This window comes from Streptomyces sp. sk2.1 (assembly GCF_008120935.1).
Taxonomy (GTDB): domain Bacteria; phylum Actinomycetota; class Actinomycetes; order Streptomycetales; family Streptomycetaceae; genus Streptomyces.
In genome coordinates this window covers 19,985-39,419 of sequence record NZ_RDBO01000041.1, presented here as the reverse complement: position 1 = coordinate 39,419, position 19,435 = coordinate 19,985, and the positions used below count along the sequence as shown (strand labels likewise).

Here is a 19,435-nt window from a genome sequence, read left to right as displayed (position 1 = left end):
CAGCCGCACCTGGTCCTGGGCGTTGTCGGGTTCGCGGCGGGCGTCGGGATCCTCGCCGTCGACGGCGGGTTCGGCCGTGGCCGGGAGGCCGCCGCATGACCCGCCCGGTCGTCCGCGATGCCGTCGACGACCGCACCCGGTCGATTCCGGGCGGAGGCCGGGGCGACGGAGGGAAGCGGCGGCGGCTCCGAAACCGAGCGGCACCCCGGAGCGGGGTCCGGGACGGAGCGGCGCGGAGCAGGACCTCGGGCCCGTACCGACGGTTCCCACCGAACCAGCAGGAAGGCTTCTCCATGAACCCCGTGCTCAGCAGCGAGGTACTCGCGGAACTCCGCCGGCCCCGTCCGTACCCGGCCGTCTCGCTCGTGATGCCGACGCACCGCCGCGAACCCGACAACGCCCAGGACCAGGTGCGGCTGCGCAACCTCCTCACCGAGGCGGAGAAGGCGCTCACCCAGGACCCCGACGTGCCGCGCGAGCGCCGGGTCGACATCCTGGACGAGCTGGGCCGGGCCGCCGCCGAGGTCGACCTCGTGCACGCGGAGGACGGCCTGGTGATCCATGTGGCGCAGGGCGAGCACCAGGTGTGGTCGCTGCCCCGGGTCGTTCCGGAACGGGTGGTCCTCTCGGACAGCTTCCTCACCCGCAACCTGGTCGCGGCCGCCGCCGCGGAGCGGCCGTACTGGGTGCTGGCCGTGGCCGCCGACCGGGTTTCGCTGTGGAGCGGCGATCCCGAACGGGTGGTCGAGGCCGAGCACGACGGCTTTCCGCTGACCCGCAGTCTGGAGGACCCGGACGCCGAGCGGAAGGAGCGCATCGGCGACCTGCCCAGCACCTTCCGGGACGAGGCCACCAGGCAGTTCCTGCGCGAGGCACACGAGAAGCTGCGTGCCGTCCTGGACGCCGAACCCCGCCCGCTGTACGTCCTCGGCTCGGCCGAGGCCCTGGCCCTGCTGGAGGAACTCGGGCCGCCGGCCCCGGAGACGGTCGCGGTGGAGCACGGCGGGCTGGCCGACGGTCCGGCCGCCGCGGTGCACCGGGCCGTCGAACCCTCGCGCACCGCACGGGAGACGGCTGCCGTCTCCGCCCTCGTCACGGAGCTGGACGCCGCGCGCGGCAGGCGGGAGTTCGCGGGCGGCATCGACGAGGTGTGGCTGGCCGCGAAGGAGGGCCGGGCCCGTGTGGTCGCGGTCGAGGACGACTACCGGACGGTCGTGCGCGAGGAGGGCGGCCACCTGGAACCGGCCGGCTCCGGCGAACCGGGTGCCCGCGACGACATGGTCGACGAGATCGTCGAACGCGCCCTGGACACCGGGGCCGAGGTCAGGTTCGTCCCCACCGACACCCTCGCCGACGAGGGGCGGATCGCCGCGGTCCTGCGCTACTGAGCGCGCCCGCACAGCGCCCCGGGCGTCCTGCGACGTCCGGGGGGCCGAGGGCGTAAACTCCCCGCCGTCAGGCAGGGTCCTCGCGGAACATGTAGTTGGTCACGAGCGCGGTGAGTTCCTCGATCAACTCGTCGCGCCGGATGGCGGGCCGGTCGAGGATCCAGCGCACGCTGAGCGCCTCCATCGCGGCCACGAGCACCCAGGCGCGGGTGGTCCCGTTCCGCTCCTCGGGCGCGCGCCCCGCGAGGTACGCCGACCCCAGGTCCTGGATGCGGCGCCGGATGTGATGCAGATGGTCCTCGTGATAGCTCGGCGGCACCTCCTCGATCACGACGCGAAGAAGTTGCGAGTCCTGCTCCAGGGCGGACAGCAGCGCCTCGATCACATTGGGGATCAGCCGCTCGGGCGGATCGGCGAGGTGGTCGGCGAGCGAAGCCGCCACCCGGTCGCCCGCCTCCGCCCAGTACCGCTCCATGAGCACGGTGAGGAGTTCTTCCTTGTTCCGGAAGTACTGGTAGAGGGAACCGGGGCTGATGCCGGCCGCGTCGGCGACCCGGGTCGTCGCGAACCGTGCGTAGCCATCGCGTGCCAGGACCGCGCGCCCCGCGTCGATGATCCGCTCGACCATCTCCCGCGACCGCTCCTGACGGGGCGTCTTACGCATAAGCGAATTGTATGCGAATAATTATTCGCATTACAACGGTTGTATGACGCAGAGCAGCGAGGTCCGTGCCATCGGTCCGTTTCCGAGCCGCTTCCGGGAGGCCGAGCGACGCGGCCGCAGGATCGCCCGTCCGCTCTTCCTCCTCACCGACATCGACAAGGACGTCGACGAGGCCCTCATGGAGCGGCTGGGGACCGCTCTCCTCCAGCGCGACGAACTGGGCGCCGCCCTCGCCGGGGCGATGCGCCTGCCGCCCGGTGACCCGGCCGGGGTCAGACGCTCCCTGCTCGGCAGGGCGCTGCGCGCGGCCCCCGACGTGCCCCGGGACCTGCCGCCCGCGCTGCGGGCGTTCCTGGACCACGCGTCGACCGTCCCCGACTGGGTCGACTGGGACCGGATCGAGCGCGGCGCGGCGGCCTACCGCTCCCTGGGCCGCAACAGCGGCGACGTCCTCACCCTCCTCTCCCTCGTCGGCGGTTACCGCTTCGGCGGACCGGCCGACCTGCTGGTGCTCACCGGCGGCCTGGGCGGGGACGAGACGCTGCGGCGCCTCGGCGAGACGGCCAAGTGGTCCCACGCCGTCACCCGCCCCGGCGGCCTGCGCCCGGGGGCCGAGGGCTGGCGCCTCACCGTCCATGTGCGCGCCATGCACGCCCTGATGAACGCGCACTTCGAGCCCCGCTGGGACTCCGGGCGCTGGGGCCTGCCGATCAACCAGGCCGACCAGGCGGCCACCCTCGGACTCTTCGACGCGACCCTGATCGTCGGCTGCCTCGGGCTCGGGGTGCGCCTGACCCGCCGGCAGCGCGACGACCTCATGCACCTGTGGCGGTACGTCGGCCTGCTGATGGGCGTCGCGCCGGAGTGGCTGACGGACGTCGAGGACGTCCGGCACCAGTGGAACTACCACATCCTGCTGTCCGCCGCCGGACAGACCCGGGCCGGCCGGGACCTCGCCCGACTGACCATGGACGCCCAGGCCGAGCGCGACTTCGGCCACGACAGCCCCGTCGCCGAACGGCTCCACCGGCGCTACGAGCGCGCCCGGCAGATGAGCTTGCTCACCGCCTTCGTGGGCCCGACCGGGATGCGCGAACTGGGGCTGCGCCCCAATCTCCCGTGGGGGCTGGGACTCGCACTGGTCACGAACACGGTCCGGTACCGGATCCTCGGCGTGCTGCCCGGCGGCCGGGAACGGCTGGAGCGGCACGGCTCGCGCCTGCAGGACGAGTACCTGGCCTCGATGTTCCACGACGGCCCCGCCACCGTGGCCCGCCTGCCGGAGGCGGGGTGAGGAGGACCGGCCGACGTGCACGGCGGCGTGGGAACCGCCCGGTGCCGCCGCCCGGTTCGGGCGGGGCGGCGGCCGGTTCGGGCGGGGCGGCGGCCGGTACGGGCCGGACTCAGAGGCCGGTGACCCTGGCGCTCGCCGACAGCTCGTAGACCAGGGTGACCGTGCGGCGGCCGCCGGGCGGGAGGGGGACGTTCCAGCGGACGATGCCCTCGGGGTCGACCGCGTCGGGAGCCGGGGAGCAGGAGCCCTCGCGCAGGCGCACCTCCACCGCCGAGACCTCGGAGACCGGGATCCGCTCCCGCAGGACCACCCGCCGCTCGCCGTGCTCCCCGGGGGCGGAGAACCGGGACAGGTGCAACCGGACCGTGCGGGTCACCACGGTCCGCTGGGTGATGCCGGTGGTGTCGCGGGACTCCTCGGTCCGCCGCACCACCCGGTAGTCGTCGCGGCTGCCGAAGGCCAGCCGGGCGGGGGCGCCGGGAGCGGTGAAGTCCAGTGTGCCGCGACCGCTGAACCCGCTGTCGCGGACCAGGTCCACGGGACCGGCGAGCAGTGCGTGGCCGGACAGGTTGTCGAACCGCACCACCTGGGTGACCAGGGAGGACAGTTCCGGTGCGCAGGCGTACTCACTGGGCGCGGCCGTGGTGAACGAGGAGAGCGGCACCCGGTGGGCGCGGCCGTCGCAGGGCACCGAGACCGCCGCGGGGGACCTCAGCACCCGCGCCTCGCCGCCGTCGTCCACCCCCGGCAGACCGAGCACCGGGGCCGGTCCGAGGTCCCCGATCTCCTCCTCGCGCAGCTCGACGTCCACCGTGCGGCGCTCCGCCGCGGAACGGTCCCGGAGCGTCAGCCGGTCCTCGTCCAGCCGCGGCGGATCGGTGGCCAGCGCCGAACGGGCCGTCGACAGGGTCAGCCGCACGTCCGACCAGTCCTCACCGGTGCGCTGCCAGACCATCGCGTCGGTCTCCAGCGTCAGGGAGTCCCCGTCGAGCACGGCCCGGTAGGCGGGGCGCCACAGTGCGCACGGGACGAGGTGGCTCAGGCGCAGCCCGACCGGTCCGGCGGCCCCGGCCTCGACGGTCAACTCGATGTGGCCGACCAGTTCGGCGGGTTCCTCCTCGGAGAGGAGCACGGCCTGCCGCGCCTCACCGAGTTCGGTGGCGAGGGCACCCAGCCGGGCCTCCACGGTGCGCAGTTCCTCGCCGTGCGTGTCGCGCTCGCCGTCCACCCGGTCCAGTTCGCGGGCCCAGCGGGGCCGGTCGGTCTCCCCGGAGCCGGTGCCCTCGCCGATCTCCCGCAGCAGGTCGGTGGCGAGGCGGCCGAGCAGGTCGAGCCGGGCGCGCAGCCGGTCGCGGTGCCGCTCCAGGGACAGCCGTTCCTCTTCGAGGGCGTGCACGCGGTGGCGCAGGGCGGAGTCGTCGTCGGCGGACGGCCGCGGCCCGCGCGGCGTCCAGTCGCGGACGATCCGTACGTCGAGCACGGTCGCGGAGTGATCGCCGGTCAGTTCGGCGTGGAGGGTCCGGTCGACGGCCAGCGCGCTGACCGGCCCGAGACGCAGCCGCTGGACCCCGGCCGTCAGATCGAGCACGACGGCACGCTCGACGTGGGCGCGGTCCTCCAGGCACGTGACGGCGGTGACGGGAAGGGCGATCGGCTTCGGGGCCGTGGACATGGCGGGTGTCAGCTCCTGCGGTTGCCGTCGGCCAGGGCCTTGCCGGCCGGGATGCGGATCTCGTAGCCGCCGTCGAGGGCGGCGGTGGCGCCTGCGGGCAGGTCCAGCCGCCAGACGCGGGTGCCCGGCGCGTGCCGGTCGGGCCCGGTGCCCTCCTCGGGTGCCGTCCAGTCGGCCCGTTCCTCGATCCGGACGTCCGGTTCGGAGGAGACCGGTACCCGTTCGCGGACCTCCACGGTGACGGGCCGCGCGAGCCGGTTGGCCAGCTCCACGTGGACGTGGTGGTCGAGCACGGTGGTGTTGTTGCGCAGGCCCGCGGTCGACTCGCGCAGGTTCGTGCGGCGGGTGACCCGGATGCCCTCGGCCGGTCCGAGCCCCACCCGGCGGACACCGCCGGGGGCGAGCGTGGGCAGGGCTGCGGTCAGCAGGAAGTCGTCGTCGACGACGACCTCCACCGGACCGGCCAGCAGCGCCTGATCGGTGGCGTTGGAGAGCACCAGCGTCGCGTACACGGTCTGCTCCACGGACGGTGCGCAGAGGTACTCGGTGCGCAGACCGACCGGGATCTCGCCGACGGTGACGGTGTGCCAGGTGCCGTCCGACGGGATGTCCGCGCGGGCGGCGGCGTCGAAGCGGTGGTCGAAGGACCCCGCCGACTCGCGGGGGCGCACGGCCCGCCCGGGCAGCGGCAGCGCGGCCACCGCCTCGGCGCGGCGGCGGTACTCGACCGCCACCGGGTCGAAGGGTTCGCCGGGGAACAGCAGGCCCCTGCGGCCGCTCCGCTCGTCGGGGCCGCACAGGACGAGGGCGGCGTAGTCGAGCTCGTCGCCGCTCGGCCGCGGCGGGCCGGCCACCGGCGGGGGCGGCGGCGCGGCCCGGTCGGGAGCCGCGGGCCGCATCGCGGCGGGGGCGCTCGGGAAGGGGCCGGCGCCCGCCCGCGGACGGGCCGACCGCGCACGGGCGGGCGGCCGGCCGCCGAAGGCCTCCGGGGAAGCCCCGTACCCGCCACCGGGCGCCGGCGGGGGCGGACCGCCGTAGCCCTGCGGCGCGGGTGCCGGGGACGGCGGCGGGGGCGGTGGCGCAGGAACGGGATCGGGCGCGGAACCGGCCCCCGCGGCCGGGGCCGCGGGTACGGCGGCAGGGACCGGGGAGGGACCTGCCGCGTCGTATCCGGAGAACAGGTCGGCGAGTCCGGCCGGGGGCTCGCGCCAGCCGGAGGGCGCGGGGACGGGCTGACTGCGCCCGACCCGGATCGAGCGGAGTTCCGGCAGGTCGGTGCGGCGCCGGAGGTCGGCGGTGGCCAGGGCGACACGCACGCCGGTCCAGTCCTCGCCGGTCCGCTGGGCGACCGAGGCGCGCAGCACCAGACGGCCGCCGCCGTCGCCCTGACGGTGGGTGAGCCGGTAGGCCGGCACCCAGACCGCGCCCGGCACCCCGTACTCCAGCTCCAGTTCCAGCTCCGTCCCCGCGCCCCCGGCGCCGTCGAGGGTCAGGGCCGCGCAGACCGTGGTCTCCACGTGCGCGGACGGCGCGTCGGTGGAGGAGCGGGCGAGCCGGTCGGCGGCGACGTCGAGTTCGTGCTCGGCGTCGCGCAGCGCCTCCTCCAGTTCGACGAGGCGCTGGTGCAGTCCCGTCAGCCGTTCGTCGACGAAGTCGGCGAGCTCCAGCCACGCGTCGACCGGGGTACGACGGTGCGGGTCCTCGCGCTTGCGGGCGGGCGGGACCGGGCGGAGGGCGCCGACCTCCGCGATCAGGCCCGACTGCCGGTCCCGGCGGTCCCGCGCCGCCGCGCACGCGTCGCTCAGCCGCTCGACCTCGTGCCGCAGGCCGTCCGGCGCGTCCGCGGCCACCGGCTCGGCCTCGACCTCCACCCGGGCCCCGGTGACGCGTACCCCGGGGGCGTCCAGGACCCGGGCCCGCAGCGAACCCGGGTCCATCGAGCGGGGCAGCCCCGTCACCCGCACCGTGCCGTCGGGCGACACGCAGCCCCGGGCCAGGCGCCGGCAGACCGCGCCCTGCGCGTACACCACGACCGAATCGAGGGTCGATCCCCACCGCTGTGCCGGCTCAGTCGCCATGTGCTCCGCCCCCTGCCGTGTCCATGCTGAACGCAGCTTACGCGTCCGGCGGTGCGGAGCCGGGCGAGGATTCCGCCGAAGGACGCCGGGGCCGCGTCGGAGGCCGGGGGAGCGACGGCCGCATCCGTATCTCCTGACCCCACTTGGTCCGCTTTCATCTGTTTCTTCCGGCAGTCGGCGCTTTTTGAGTGGATGTCATCGGGAGTTTCGAATTTTTTCGAGCAGCGGGTGTTCCGCCGCATTCATCAATGGTATTTCATTGGGGTCGATAATTTCGTTCACCGGAGAGGACTCCATGAGAACCTTGAAGATCTTTCTCGGTATGGCTTCGGCCTTATTGCTCGGTCTGACATTAGCCACCCCGGCACACGCCGCGGACGGCAAGTACGTGGCGCTCGGCGACTCCTACACCGTGGGCGTCGGCACGCGGACGTACGACAACCCCGACGACGCGTGCCGCAGGGGACCGCTGTCGTACACCCGGCTGTGGGCGGCCCAGCACCCCGGCTACTCCTTCGTCGAGGCGGCCTGCTCCGGTGACACCACCACGGAGCTGCTGGCCAACCAGGTGCCCCAGGTGACGGCGGACACCACCCTGGTGACCGTCCAGATCGGCGGCAACGACGTCGGCTTCGTCGAGGTGCTGAAGAACTGCATCCTCACCATCGACGACAAGGACTGCATCAAGGGCGTCGAGGCCGCCAAGGCCGCCGCGACCGGGTACCTTCCGGGCCGGCTCCAGCAGGTCTACTCCGCGATCCGGGCCCGCGCCCCCCAGGCCCGGGTCGTCGCGGTGGGCTACCCGCGCCTCTACACCATCGGCGGCGACTGCGGCATCTTCGGGCTGAGCGACAAGGAGCGCACGGCGCTCAACTCGGCGGCCGACACCCTGGCCGGGGTGCAGTCGGCGGCCGCCTCCGCCGCCGGGCTCACCTACCTCGACGCGCGGGCCGCGTTCGACCCCCACACCATCTGCTCGGGCGGCTCGGAATGGGTCACGAGCCTGGAGTGGAGCAAGCTCAACGAGTCCTACCACCCGAATGCGGCCGGTCACCGCGACGGATATCTCGCCCAGCTCAACCGCATTACCGGCTGAACCATCCGGCCGTAATTTCCCGGACGGAGACCCTGAAAGGGCATGAGGAATTCCGCGCCCACGAAAAAAGGGAAAGGAATTCCTGACCCCTCTGCCGGGGAAACGCGAGGACGAGGGCGTTCGGCCGGAAGGCCGGGCGCCCTCGTCCCGACTCGGGGAACATTCGGAACGGCGCCCCGGAAATGATTGTTCAGCCGGTGGGGCCGCCCCGTTCCGCCCCGGCGGGCGAGTGCCCGCCGGGGCCGACGGCGTCCGTGTCCGCGAGGGCCGACGGGTCCTCCACCTCCGGCACCAGCATCTGACTGGCCGCCAGCTCGCGGTACAGGCCGTCGGAGGCGACCAGCTCGGTGTGGCTGCCGCAGGCCCGCACCAGCCCGTGTTCGAGCACCACGATCTGGTCCGCCTCCGTGACCGTGGAGAGCCGGTGGGCGATCAGGATCACCGTGCAGCGCCGCGCGGCCTGGTCGACGGCGTCCCGCAGGGCGCGCTCGTTGTTCGCGTCGAGCTGCGCCGTGGCCTCGTCGAGCAGCAGCACCTCCGGGCGGCGCAGCAGGGCGCGCGCGATGGCCAGGCGCTGGCGCTCCCCGCCGGACAGCGTGACGCCGCGGTTGCCGACCTCGGTGCGCAGCCCCTCGGGCAGCCGGGCGATCAGCGAGTCGAGCCGGGTCAGCCGCAGCACCTCGGCGATGTCCTCGGCGGTCACGTCCTGCGCCGCGTACCGCAGGTTGTCCTCGACGGTGCCGGCCATCACGGGCGACTCCTGCTCCACGTACGCGATGCGGCGGCGCACCTCGGCGCGCGGCAGCGTCGCGATGTCCACGCCGTCGATCCGGATGGCGCCGGAATCGAGTTCGTGGAAGCGCTGGAGCAGTGCGAACAGGGTGGTCTTGCCCGCCCCCGACAGCCCCACCAGCGCGGTCCGGGTGCCGCCGGGCACCGTGCAGGAGATGCCCCGCAGCGCGGGTCCGCGGCCCGGGTAGGAGAACCGGACGTCGTCGAACTCGACCGGGGGAGCGCCGCCCTCCGCCGGCGCGTCGGCGGGCGGCACGTCCACGTCGTCCTCGGCGGGCATGTGGCGCACCTGCTCGATGCGGCCGATCGCGCCCAGCCCCTGCTGGAGCGTGCTGAGCCCGGCGACCAGCGAGCCGATCGGACTGGCCAGGTAGAACACGTACAGCAGGAAGGCGATCAGGGCGGAGACCGTGAGGCTGCCGGAGGCCACCAGGGCACCCCCGACCCCGAGCACGGCGAGGAACGCCGCCTGGATGGACACCCCGGACAGCACCTTCACCCAGGCCACGTAGCGCGCCCCGGTCAGCCCGGCGCGGTATGCCTCCTCGACGGCGGCCTCGGCGCGCAGGGTCTCACGGCCCTCGGCGCCGTTGGCCTTGACGGTGCGGTACGCGCCCAGCGTGCGGTCGAGGGTCGCCCCGATCGCCCCGACCGACTCCTGCGCCCGCGCCACCGCCTTCCGGATGTGCGGCAGGATCAGCCCCATCACCACGGCCACGGCCACCATGACGGCGGCGGTCACCCCCAGCAGACCCGGATGCACCACACCCATCAGGACGACGGCGCCGAGGATGCTCAGGACGCCGTTGGCGACCATCACCATGCCCTCGGTGGCGGCGTTCTGCACCAGGACGCTGTCGGAGGTGACGCGCGCGATCAGGTCGCCCGGCGACCGGTGCTCCAACTCGGGTACCCGCAACCGGATCAGACGGTGCACCAGTTCGGTGCGGATCTGCCGGACCACGCGCTCGGAGGTGCGCTGCTGCCACCAGGACTGGAGTCCGGTGAGCGCGGCGCCGAGGACGACCAGCGCGGCGAGCAGCGCCACCGGACCCAGCACGCCGCGCCTCTCGCCCAGCCCGTCCAGGACGTGCTGGGCGACCAGGGGCTGGACGAGCCCCGAGGCGCTGGCGGCGAGCACCATCAGCAGGGTGGCGGCGAGCACCGCGCGGTGCGGACGGGCGTAGCGCAGCAGGATCCGCAGCGGCGACGCCGCAGGATCCGTGCCGGGCGGTGCCGGGGCGGTGGCGGGAGCCTCGTCCCGTACGGGGTGTGTCATGGGGAACCCATCGAGGAAGGAGAGCGGGACGGGCCGTCGGCCCGGCGGTGCTCCGTGCGGTTCGTGCGTGCTCGGGGCGGTGCGGGTGTGCTTCTCGGGGCGCGGGACGTGTCCGGTGCCGTCGCGGGCGGGGCGTACCGGCCGCGGACCGGACCGGACCGTGCCGCGCGACCGCGTCCGGTACGGCCCGCCGCCCCGCGGGCGTACGCACCGCACGGCGCTTCCCGGTCCGGCAGAAAGCCCCTAGCCGGGTACGGGTGTGCCGGCCGCGACGCGTTCCACGAGGTCGGCCGCGGCCCGCCGGCCGCCGGCCGCCCGCAGGGAGCTTCCGATGGCCCGGGCCGCGGTGCGGTGCCCCCCGGTGTCGTCCAGCACGGTCTCCAGCGCCGTCCGCAGCCGGGCCGCGTCGACCCGCCCGAAACGGACCCGGACGCCGGCGCCCGCCGCGACGACCTGCTCGGTGACGATCGGCTGGTCGTCCCGGATCGGCGCCAGGACCAGCGGCAGCCCGTGCCACAGCGATTCGCAGACGGTGTTGTGCCCGCCGTGCGACACCACCGCGGACGCCCGTGCCAGCAGGTCGAGCTGTGGCACGTACTCCCGTACGAGGATGCCGTCCGGGACGTCCTCCAGCAGGCCCCCGGGATCGACGACCACGCCCTGGACCCGGTCGCGGAGCGAGTCCAGGGCGGTGACCGCTTCCCTCAGGAAACGGCCCCCGGCGTCGGTGTTGGCGGTGCCCAGCGAGACCAGCACCAGTTCGCGGTCCCCGTCCAGCGCCTCCCAGGGGAAGTCGCCGTCGCCGGGGCGCGGCGCGATGACCGGGCCGACCAGCCGGACCCGGTCGTGCGGCAGCGGCGCGTCACCGATCAGCTCGCGCCCGGTGAAGGCCACCACCCCGTACGGGGAGAACCGCGGGTCGCCCTCGGCGCCGGGGTCCCCGATGCGGTGGCGCAGTCCGTCCATCAGCTCCCGCAGCCACGCACCGATCTTCGGGAACGCGGCGAGCGGGTCGACGAGTTCGGCCGAGGTGCTGGCCGAGGTGACGTGCACGACGCCCCGCCGCTCCGCGGTCAGCGAGCCGGCCAGCGTGTGCTGGTCGGTGAGGACGAGGTCGGGCCGGAAGTCCTCGACGGCGGCGTCGACACCGGGGGCCATGGCGTCGGCGAGGGGGACGAAGAAGTTCTCCCACAGGAACCGGAACGCGGCCGGGCCGGTCAGTTTCGGGGGCCGGACCATGTGCTCGTCGTGCGGCATCGGGCAGTCGTAGATCCGCGCGCCCCCGCCCACGAGCCGTTCGAGCTGCTCGGCGTTCCCGCACCAGGCGACGTCGTGCCCGCGTCCGGCCAGCTCGTCGGCCACCCCGACCAGCGGGTTGGTGTGACCGACCAGCGGCGGTACGACCAGCAGGAAACGCGTCACCGCAACGCTCCCGCGGGGGTGTGCTCGGCGATCCACTCCAGGATGAGATCGCGGGTGACGGCGGGCTGTTCGACCAGGACCGAGTGGCCCTGCTCCGGCAGGATCACCGTGCGGCAGCCGGCCACCCGCTTCTCCAGGTCCGGTGCCTGGGCGCTGAGCCCCGACTCGTCGCCGAAGACGGCGAGCAGCGGGCAGGTCAGCGCGGACAGGTCATCGTCGATGGTCCGGCTCAGCGGTACGTCCTCGGCGAGCGTCGTCGTCCCCAGGATCCGGCCGGCGTTGCGGGACAACCGGGCGGTGTGCGCACCGTGGTTGGCGGCGATCCAGCTGATGGACTCCTCCAGCACCAGGTGCGTCTTGGCGTCCGCGAGCCCCGCCTCCATGTGCTCGTTCCACAGGGCGACCGGCGGCTCGGACTCGATCATGGTGATCGTGGCCACCCGGTCCGGATACCAGGCGGCGAAGCCGGCGGCGATCGTCCCGCCGAAGGAGTTGCCGACCAGGTGCACCCGGCCGGCGATCTCCAGGCCGTCCAGCAGTGCCGCCAGGTCGTCGACGAACGCCTCCAGCCGGTAGCCGGTGCGCGGCCGGTCGCTGCGCCCGTGGCCGCGCAGGTCGTACATGACGACGTCGTGCCCGGCGGCGGCGAAGGCGGGGCCGAGCGTGAAGTAGTAACTGGCGAGGCTGTCGGTGAGCAGCCCGTGGACGAAGACGACGACCTGGGGTTCACCGCCGTGGGCGGGAACGGTCGTGGCCGGTAACCGCTGCACATGGGTGGTGATCTCGCCGGTACGGATCTTGGACATGGGGGGTCGGAGCCTTTCGTGGGTGGTGGCGGGCACGCGGGGGTGTGCCCGCCGCGGGGACGGTCGAGCGGGTGCTCGGCGAGGCGGTCGCACGGAGGGGAGGCGCCCCGACTCATGGAGCGGACCGGTTCACGGAGCGGACCGGTTCATGAAGTGCCCCGGTTCATGGAGCGGAGGGGGTCATGGAGCGCCCGGACTCATGAAGCGGACCGCAGCGATTCCGTCACGTAGTCGACGAGCTGTCCCACCGTCAGGGCGATGATCTCGTCGAGTTCCAGATCGGCGACGAACAGGGCCACGTTGACCTTCTCGCCGTAGTGCTCGCGCAGCGAACCGGCGAGCGTGACCAGGTCGATGCTCTCCAGTTCGAGGTCGTCGTGGAACGTGGTCCCCCGGTCGATCTCGACGTCGTCCAGCCCCTCCTCGGCCAGCAGGTCGCGGAGCATGCCCGCGATGTCGGCGAAGGTCCTCTCCCACAGTTCGTCCCCCGGAAGGGTGGCCGCGGTGGGCCGCCCGATTGCTTCAGTGCTCATTCTGGACTCCTGTCGTCCTGTCGTCCGCCGTCCAGGCGACGACGTACCGCCGCCCGTCCGGCTCCCGTGCACCGCCGGTCAACTCGGTGCTTCTCACTTCGTAGGTCACGCCCTCGGCCACGACCTCCAGCCGTTCGGGGGTCGCGGACACCACCCGGAAGTCGGCGGGGCGGCCCCGCAGCCCGGTCCCGAGCCGCTTGGAGACCGCTTCCTTGGCCGTCCAGAACCGGGTGAACCAGACCGCCTCGCCCTCTCCGTCCGTCGTCACCAGCCCGTCGAGAAGGGCCAGTTCCGCCGGATCGCAGGAGGCCGTCACGGTGCCCCGCGGACGGTCGACGACCTCCTCGACGTCGATCCCGCAGGGGCCCCGGCGGGCGACGGCCACACCGATGTCCCGGCAGTGCGCGAGCGACACGACCAGGCCCTCGCCCAGCTCGCACCCGTGCACCCCGCGGAGCAGCGGCCGGCCGGACGCGGCGTTGTGCACGGCCACCTCCGCCGGATAGACGTCGCCGCGGCCCTCCTGCCACAACAGGGTGCGCACCGCGTCCTTGGCGGCGATCCGGCCGAGCAGCCAGCGGCGGCGGACCATGGGCTTCAGCCCCTCGTACACCTCGCGTTCCGCGCCGCCCAGCACGTTGCGCATCACCAGCTCGCGGGTGGCCAGGTCGGGCCAGCGCTCGTGGACCGAGAGCCAGCCGCCGGGGCGTGGCTCGGAGAGGGTGTTGCGGCCGGGGAAGCGGTCGACCGCGCGCATCGTCGCGTCGTTGTCGAAGCGCCGGTCCTGCCAGCCGGTGAACTCCGCCCACACCCGGCCCTCGTGGCTGAGCTGCATGTCGGCGGTCAGCGTCGACGCGGTCACATCGGTGATGCGGATGGCGCAGGTCAGCCGGGTGCCGGGGGCGGGATGGGGGCCGAAGAAGCGGATCCGTTCCATGGCCACGGGGAAGACCGTGGTGCGCTCGGCGAGCTTCGACATGATCCAGTAGCCGAGCAGCTGCCCCACGTTGTCCAGCAGCGCGCCGGGCGCCTCGGGGGTGGTCAGCACCCCCCGTACGTAGTGGTCGGCCTCGGCCGTCAGCTCGCTCACCCCCTGGAAGCGGGGGCCGTGGAACATCCACCGGTCCGTGTACAGCTGCTCCGCGCGCAGCTCGGGCCGCCGCTCCGCGGCCGGGTCGGTGGGCCACACCGCCGGGGCGTCGGCGTACCGCGGGGCCAGCTCGACGACCGCCCGGGAGTAGCCGGTCAGGGCGACCTCCACCCGGTCCGGGGCCACGTCCCGCACCTCCACCGGCACCCGCACCGACGGGATCGCGGCGATCCACTTCAGCAGCCGCACGTCGTGGACGGCGACCGCGCGCGTCCCGGGGCGGGCCCGTTCGGCGAACTCCATGAGGTGGGTGATGACCGTGGTGGCGGGCACCACGGGCCAGCGGTCCCCCTCGTCGGGCCAGCCGGGGCGCTGCCGGAAGAAGCAGTGGTCCAGCAGATAGGGCATCTCGGCCACGTCCACCCGCAGCACCCGTTCCGCCCCGGSCCGGGGCGCCTGGGGAGCCGGACGCGCCGGGGGCGCCGGAACACCGGCGGACGGCGGGGGGCCCGCGGGACGCCGGACCGGCACCCCGCGTCCCGGCCGGGCCGCGGGGGCGCGGCGGGCGAGAGCGCGGGCACCGATGAGCTCCCTGGCCACCGAAGCCGTGTCGTCGAGCAGCGCGGACAGTTCGGCGCTCAGCGGGTCGCCCGCCGTACCGGGAACCGGCGCGGCGAGACCGGCACCGACACCGGCACCGGCGGTCCGGGCGAGCAGGCCGTGCTCCCGCGCGGGCAGCGACACCAGCGCCCCGCCGAGGTCCAGCCGGACCCCCGGACGGCCGGTGCGCGCCGCCACCGGGGCCCCGGCACCGGCCCCGGCCGTGCCGGGAGCGAGCAACGGGGTGGCGTCGGGGGCGGCACCTTCCGTCCACAGCGCGGTCACCACCCGACGCAGCTGCGCCAGGCTGTCGTGCGACGAGGAGTGCGCGGAGACGACCAGCCGGTCCTGCCCGGCCAGGGTGTCGTCGATGAGCGAGCCGAGCTGGCCCGCGCCGAGTTGCACGAAGGCCCGGAACCCGGCCTCGTGCAGCGCGAGCACCGTCTGTCGGAAGCGTACGGGCTCCAGCAGATGGCGCACGAACAGCTCGCGCACCGCGTCCGCCTCGGCCGGGAAGGGCGCGGCGATCGTCGCGGACCAGACCGGGGTGGTCTGCGGGTGCAACGAGTAGCGTTCGGCGGCCGCGCGGATCGGCCCCAGGTACGGCGCGAGCAGCGGGGTGTGGAAGCCGGAACGGAAGGGCAGCACCTGGCAGATGACGCCCTGGGAGCGGAAGCGGTGCACGAGCTCGGCCACCGCCTCCTCGGGGCCGCAGATCATCGACTGCTGCGGCGCGTTGTCGTGCGAGAGCACCACGTCCTCGCGGTCCCCGAGCTCCTCCAGCACCCGCTGCGCGGACATGCCCAGCACCCCGAAGGCGACGCCCGGCACGCGCAGCGCGTCCGGATCGAAGGCGGAGAGGAACGCGTCGACCTCGTCGGCCGCGTGGATGCCGCCGCAGGCCATCGCCGTCCACTCGCCCACGCTGTGCCCGGCGACGGCGTCCGGGACCACGCCCACCCGGCGCAGCGCGGTGTCCAGCAACCGGCCCAGCTGGAAGACGGCGGTGCCGTGCCGGCCCACGTCACCGACGCGCGCGTCGGAGCCGAGGGTCCATGGAAGCTTGAAGCGAGTGGCCAACTCCTCGACGCGCGGCGTGAATTCGGCCTCCAGGCCCGGGAAGACGAACGCGGTCCGGCCACCGGCCGCCCCCAGCACCGGACGCGGCGTGAACCACACGTCGGTACGGCCCCGCCAGGGCACGCCCTTGGCCACGGCCCGGCGGGCCAGTTTCAGCCTGCGCCCGGTCGGGTCGACGATGCCCAGCCGCACCGGACCGCCGCCCGGGGCCCGCTCGTCCCGGCCCGCGGCCAGGACCGAGGCGTCGTCGGCGGCCAGCAGCCCGGCCATTTCGTCGACCGTGTCGGCGGCCAGCCGCAGCACCCGCTCCGGCTCGCCCACCGTCACCCGGCCCGCCGCCCGGGGCGCGGCCGGAGCCGGCTGCTCCAGCACCACATGGGCGTTGATGCCGCCGAAGCCGAACGCATTCACCCCCGCCCGGCGCGGCGCGCCGCCCGCCGGGTCCTGCCAGGGACGCGCCTTCGCCAACGGGGCGAACCGGGTGTCCGCGAGCGCCGGATTCGGGTCCTCGCAGTGCAGCGTCGGAGGCAGCACCCCGTGGTGCACCGCCAGCGCCGCCTTGATCAGACCGGCGATCCCGGCGGCGGGCATCGTGTGCCCGATCATCGACTTCACCGAGCCGATGACCGCCCGATCGCCCTCCCCGGAAGGGCCGAACACCTCGGCGAGCGTGGCGAGTTCGGCCCTGTCCCCGGCCTGGGTCGCGGTGCCGTGCGCCTCCAGCAGACCGATCGAACCGGCGGCCCTCGGGTCGAGCCCGGCGGCCTGCCACGCCTGGCGCACCGCCCGGACCTGACCGCCCGGGTCCGGGGCGAGCAGACTGGCCGAACGGCCGTCGCCGGCCACCCCGGTGCCGGTGACCACGGCGTAGATCCGGTCCCCGTCCCGCTCGGCGTCGGCGAGCCGCTTCAGGACGACCACACCGGTGCCCTCGCCGATCAGCACCCCGTCCGCGCCCTGGTGGAAGGGGCGGATCCGCTCGGAGGGGGAGAGCGCCCCGAGCTGGTTGAAGACGCTCCACAGCGTGATGTCGTGGCAGTGGTGCACCCCGCCCGCCAGCATCAGGTCGCAGCGCCCGGAGGCCAGTTCGCGCACCGCGTGGTCGACCGCGATCAGCGAGGACGCGCACGCCGCGTCGACCGTGTACACCGGGCCGCGCAGATCGAGCCGGTTGGCGACCCGGGAGGCCACCAGGTTCGGCACGAGCCCGATCGCGGACTCCGGCTGCTCGGGGCCGAGCTGCTCGGTGAACGCCGCCCGCACCCGCTCCAGCTGGTCGACGCCGAGCTGCGGGGCGAGCTCGCCCAGCGTCCGGACCAACTGGTGGGCGGTGCGCACCCGTTGGTCCAGGCGGACCAGGCCGGGCGTCAGATAGCCGCCGCGGCCCAGCACGATCCCGGCCCGCTCCCGCGCGGACGGCAGCACATCGGTGCCCCCCGCGTCCTGGAGCGAACGGTGCGCCACCTCCAGCGCGATCAGCTGGTCCGGCTCGGTGCCCGCCACCGACGACGGCATGATCCCGAACCGGGCCACGTCGAACTCGGCCGTCCGGTCCACGAACCCGCCGCGCCGGCAGTAGATCCGGTCGCTGCGCCGGTCCCCGTCCGTGACGCCCGGAGCGTAGAAACCGGCGTCCCAGCCGTCGTCCGGCACCTGGGTGATGGAGTCCACCCCGCCGACGATGTTGCGCCAGTAGGCGTCCAGGTCGGTGGCGCCCGGGAAGAAGGCGCCCATGCCGACGATGGCGACCGGTGTGCGTGCCTCCACGCCTGTCACCAGCCCGAGGCGGTGTAGACCGTGGCGTGCGTCTCCGGCAGGCCCCAGGCCAGTTCCCGCAGCAGGCTCAGCGGGCCCTCCTCGGGGTCGATCAGCTTGATCCCGCGGGCCGCGTACGAACGCATCAGCTCGGGGGTCACCATGCCGCCGCCGGTCTCCGCCGCCGCCCAGGGCCCCCAGTGCACGGTGAACCCGCGCCGGCCGGGCCTGGTCCACCGGCGGCCCAGCTCCTCCAGGGCGTCGTTGGCCGCGGCGTAGTCGCACTGGCCGCGGTTGCCCAGGGCCGCCGCGATGCTGCCGAAGAGCACCGCGAAACGGGGTCCGGAGGGCAGCGAGTCCACCGCGTCCAGCACGGCCCTGGCCCCCTGGACCTTGGTGGAGAAGACCCGGTCGAAGGAGACGGCGGTCTTCTCTGCGATCAGCTTGTCCTCGATGACGCCGGCCGCGTAGACGACCCCGTCCAGCCGCCCGTACTCCCGGTGCACCTCCTTCACCGTGGTGCTGACGGCCTCGGTGTCCAGCACGTCCACGCAGTGGTACCGGGCCTCGCTGCCCAGCTCCCGCAACTCCCGCAGCGTGTCGCGCACCTCACGGGCCGACAGCAGGGAGTTCAGCCTGCGCTCGATCTCGGCGGGCTGCGTCAGCCCCGTCGCCAGCAGCGCGCGGCGCAGCGCGTCGCGGCCCTGCGCGGACGCCGTCGCCGGGTCCTCGGCCTCCGACGGCACCGGGGTGCGGCCCATGAGGACCAGCCGACAGCGACTGGTGGCGGCCAGCGTCCGGGCGAAACGGGCGGTGATGCCGCGCGCGCCGCCGACCAGCAGCACCACGGCCTCCCGGTCGAGACCGATGGCCTCCGCCTCCGACACGCCGTCCCCGGCGGGGCCCGCGCCGGTCTCGGCGAGCGCGCCCAGCCCGGTCGGGGTCAGCCGCAGCGCGCGCCGGACCGTTCCGTCGGTGAGCACGACCGGCTCCCGGTCCGTGGCCGCGGCCTCGACGAGCAGGGCATCGGCGACGGCCCCGGCGTCGGCGCCCTCCACCACCTCCAGCAGGGTCGCGGCGCACTCGGGGTACTCGCGGGAGACCGTGCGGAAGAAGCCGCGCAGACCGCTGGCCGCGCCCGCGGCGCGCCGCTCCACCGCGACCAGCCGGGCGGGAGCCGCCGCGAGCAGCTTCTGGAACAGCGGCAGGGCGTCCGGCAGCGGCGGGGTGTCGGCGTCCAGGGCGCCCAGGTAGTACACGGTGCCGGGGACCTCGTCGGGCACGTCGTCGCGGACCACCGGCTCGGCGCCCGCGGCCCGCAGCCGGTCCGCCAGCGCCTCGGCCGACGCACCGCCGCCGAGCAGCAGCACCCGGGTCCCGGCCGGGACCGCGGCGGTCACCCCGGGCAGCACCTCCTCGGTGAACTCCAGCCGCACCGGGGCGATGATCTCTGGCTCGACGGCCTCGGACACGACCGGCGCGGGAGCCGGTGCGGGGGCCGTCTCCCCGGCCCCGGGCTCCGGCGCGCCGGCCCCGAGCGCCTCGACGAGGAGATCGGTGAGGGCGGCGGCGGTACGGGCGGCGCTGAGGCGGTCGAGCCCGTCGGGGGTGTCGGTGGGCAGCCCGAGCCGGGTGGCGAGTTCGCCCGCTATCTCGGCGCGCTTGATGGAGTCGACGCTGAGGTCGGCCTCCAGGTCGAGCTCGGGCTCGATCATGTCGACCGGGTAGCCGGTGCGGTCCGCGACGACCCCGAGGACGGTCCCGAGCACGCTCTCCCGGTCCGTGGCGGGCGCGGCCAGCGGTCTGCGCGGCTTCTTCCGCACGGTCTCCCGCGAGTACCCCGAGTGCGCCGCGACCCTGCTGGAGGTGGTGGAGGGCGCCGACGC

Annotated in this window: 12 protein-coding genes; 3 read left to right on the top strand and 9 right to left on the bottom strand. The window is 74.5% G+C overall.

What is annotated here, in order from left to right; genetic code table 11:
- The first annotated feature begins 293 nt into the window (after positions 1-293).
- Positions 294-1,388 (top strand): chemotaxis protein, encoded by a 1,095-nt coding sequence (locus EAO76_RS14825; RefSeq protein ID WP_148836415.1) that lies wholly within the window; start codon positions 294-296, stop codon positions 1,386-1,388.
- Between the two features lie 67 nt (positions 1,389-1,455).
- Here the strand turns inward: EAO76_RS14825 and EAO76_RS14820 are convergent, their stop codons facing one another.
- Positions 1,456-2,052, bottom strand: a complete 597-nt coding sequence (locus EAO76_RS14820) for a TetR/AcrR family transcriptional regulator (RefSeq protein ID WP_222872165.1) — start codon at positions 2,050-2,052, stop codon at positions 1,456-1,458.
- A 43-nt stretch (positions 2,053-2,095) separates the two neighbouring features.
- Between EAO76_RS14820 and EAO76_RS14815 the strand changes: the two genes are divergently transcribed.
- A complete protein-coding gene (locus EAO76_RS14815; RefSeq protein WP_148836414.1) occupies positions 2,096-3,346 on the top strand; it encodes an oxygenase MpaB family protein in 1,251 nt (416 codons plus the stop codon).
- Between the two features lie 109 nt (positions 3,347-3,455).
- On the opposite strand, the gene EAO76_RS14810 is transcribed toward EAO76_RS14815, so the two are convergent.
- Positions 3,456-5,018 carry a mucoidy inhibitor MuiA family protein gene (locus tag EAO76_RS14810; RefSeq protein ID WP_148836413.1) on the bottom strand — a complete coding sequence of 521 codons (1,563 nt, stop codon included), beginning with the start codon at positions 5,016-5,018 and terminating at the stop codon, positions 3,456-3,458.
- A gap of 8 nt (positions 5,019-5,026) precedes the next feature.
- Positions 5,027-7,096, bottom strand: a complete 2,070-nt coding sequence (locus tag EAO76_RS14805) for a DUF4139 domain-containing protein (RefSeq protein ID WP_148836412.1) — start codon at positions 7,094-7,096, stop codon at positions 5,027-5,029.
- Positions 7,097-7,418: 322 nt separating this feature from the next.
- Between EAO76_RS14805 and EAO76_RS14800 the strand changes: the two genes are divergently transcribed.
- Entirely contained in the window at positions 7,419-8,192 is a 774-nt protein-coding gene (locus tag EAO76_RS14800; RefSeq protein WP_262375474.1) for an SGNH/GDSL hydrolase family protein, read from the top strand.
- Positions 8,193-8,382: 190 nt separating this feature from the next.
- On the opposite strand, the gene EAO76_RS14795 is transcribed toward EAO76_RS14800, so the two are convergent.
- The 6 genes from EAO76_RS14795 to EAO76_RS47290 all read right to left on the bottom strand — a co-directional run.
- Positions 8,383-10,263 carry an ABC transporter ATP-binding protein gene (locus EAO76_RS14795; RefSeq protein WP_148836410.1) on the bottom strand — a complete coding sequence of 627 codons (1,881 nt, stop codon included), beginning with the start codon at positions 10,261-10,263 and terminating at the stop codon, positions 8,383-8,385.
- Positions 10,264-10,506: 243 nt separating this feature from the next.
- Entirely contained in the window at positions 10,507-11,685 is a 1,179-nt protein-coding gene (locus EAO76_RS14790; protein WP_148836409.1) for a glycosyltransferase, read from the bottom strand.
- Positions 11,682-12,491: an alpha/beta fold hydrolase gene (locus EAO76_RS14785; protein WP_148836408.1), complete on the bottom strand. Its 810-nt coding sequence runs from the start codon at positions 12,489-12,491 to the stop codon at positions 11,682-11,684. Before EAO76_RS14785 ends, EAO76_RS14790 begins: the two co-directional genes overlap by 4 nt.
- 197 nt (positions 12,492-12,688) lie before the next feature.
- Positions 12,689-13,024 carry an acyl carrier protein gene (locus EAO76_RS14780; protein WP_148836407.1) on the bottom strand — a complete coding sequence of 112 codons (336 nt, stop codon included), beginning with the start codon at positions 13,022-13,024 and terminating at the stop codon, positions 12,689-12,691.
- On the bottom strand, positions 13,014-17,570 hold the full coding sequence (locus tag EAO76_RS14775; protein ID WP_399462107.1) for a beta-ketoacyl synthase N-terminal-like domain-containing protein: 4,557 nt from the start codon (positions 17,568-17,570) through the stop codon (positions 13,014-13,016). Before EAO76_RS14775 ends, EAO76_RS14780 begins: the two co-directional genes overlap by 11 nt.
- Positions 17,567-19,435 (bottom strand): SDR family NAD(P)-dependent oxidoreductase (locus tag EAO76_RS47290; protein WP_148836417.1); only part of this gene is annotated, 1,869 nt, incomplete at its 5' end. The genes EAO76_RS47290 and EAO76_RS14775, both read right to left, overlap by 4 nt.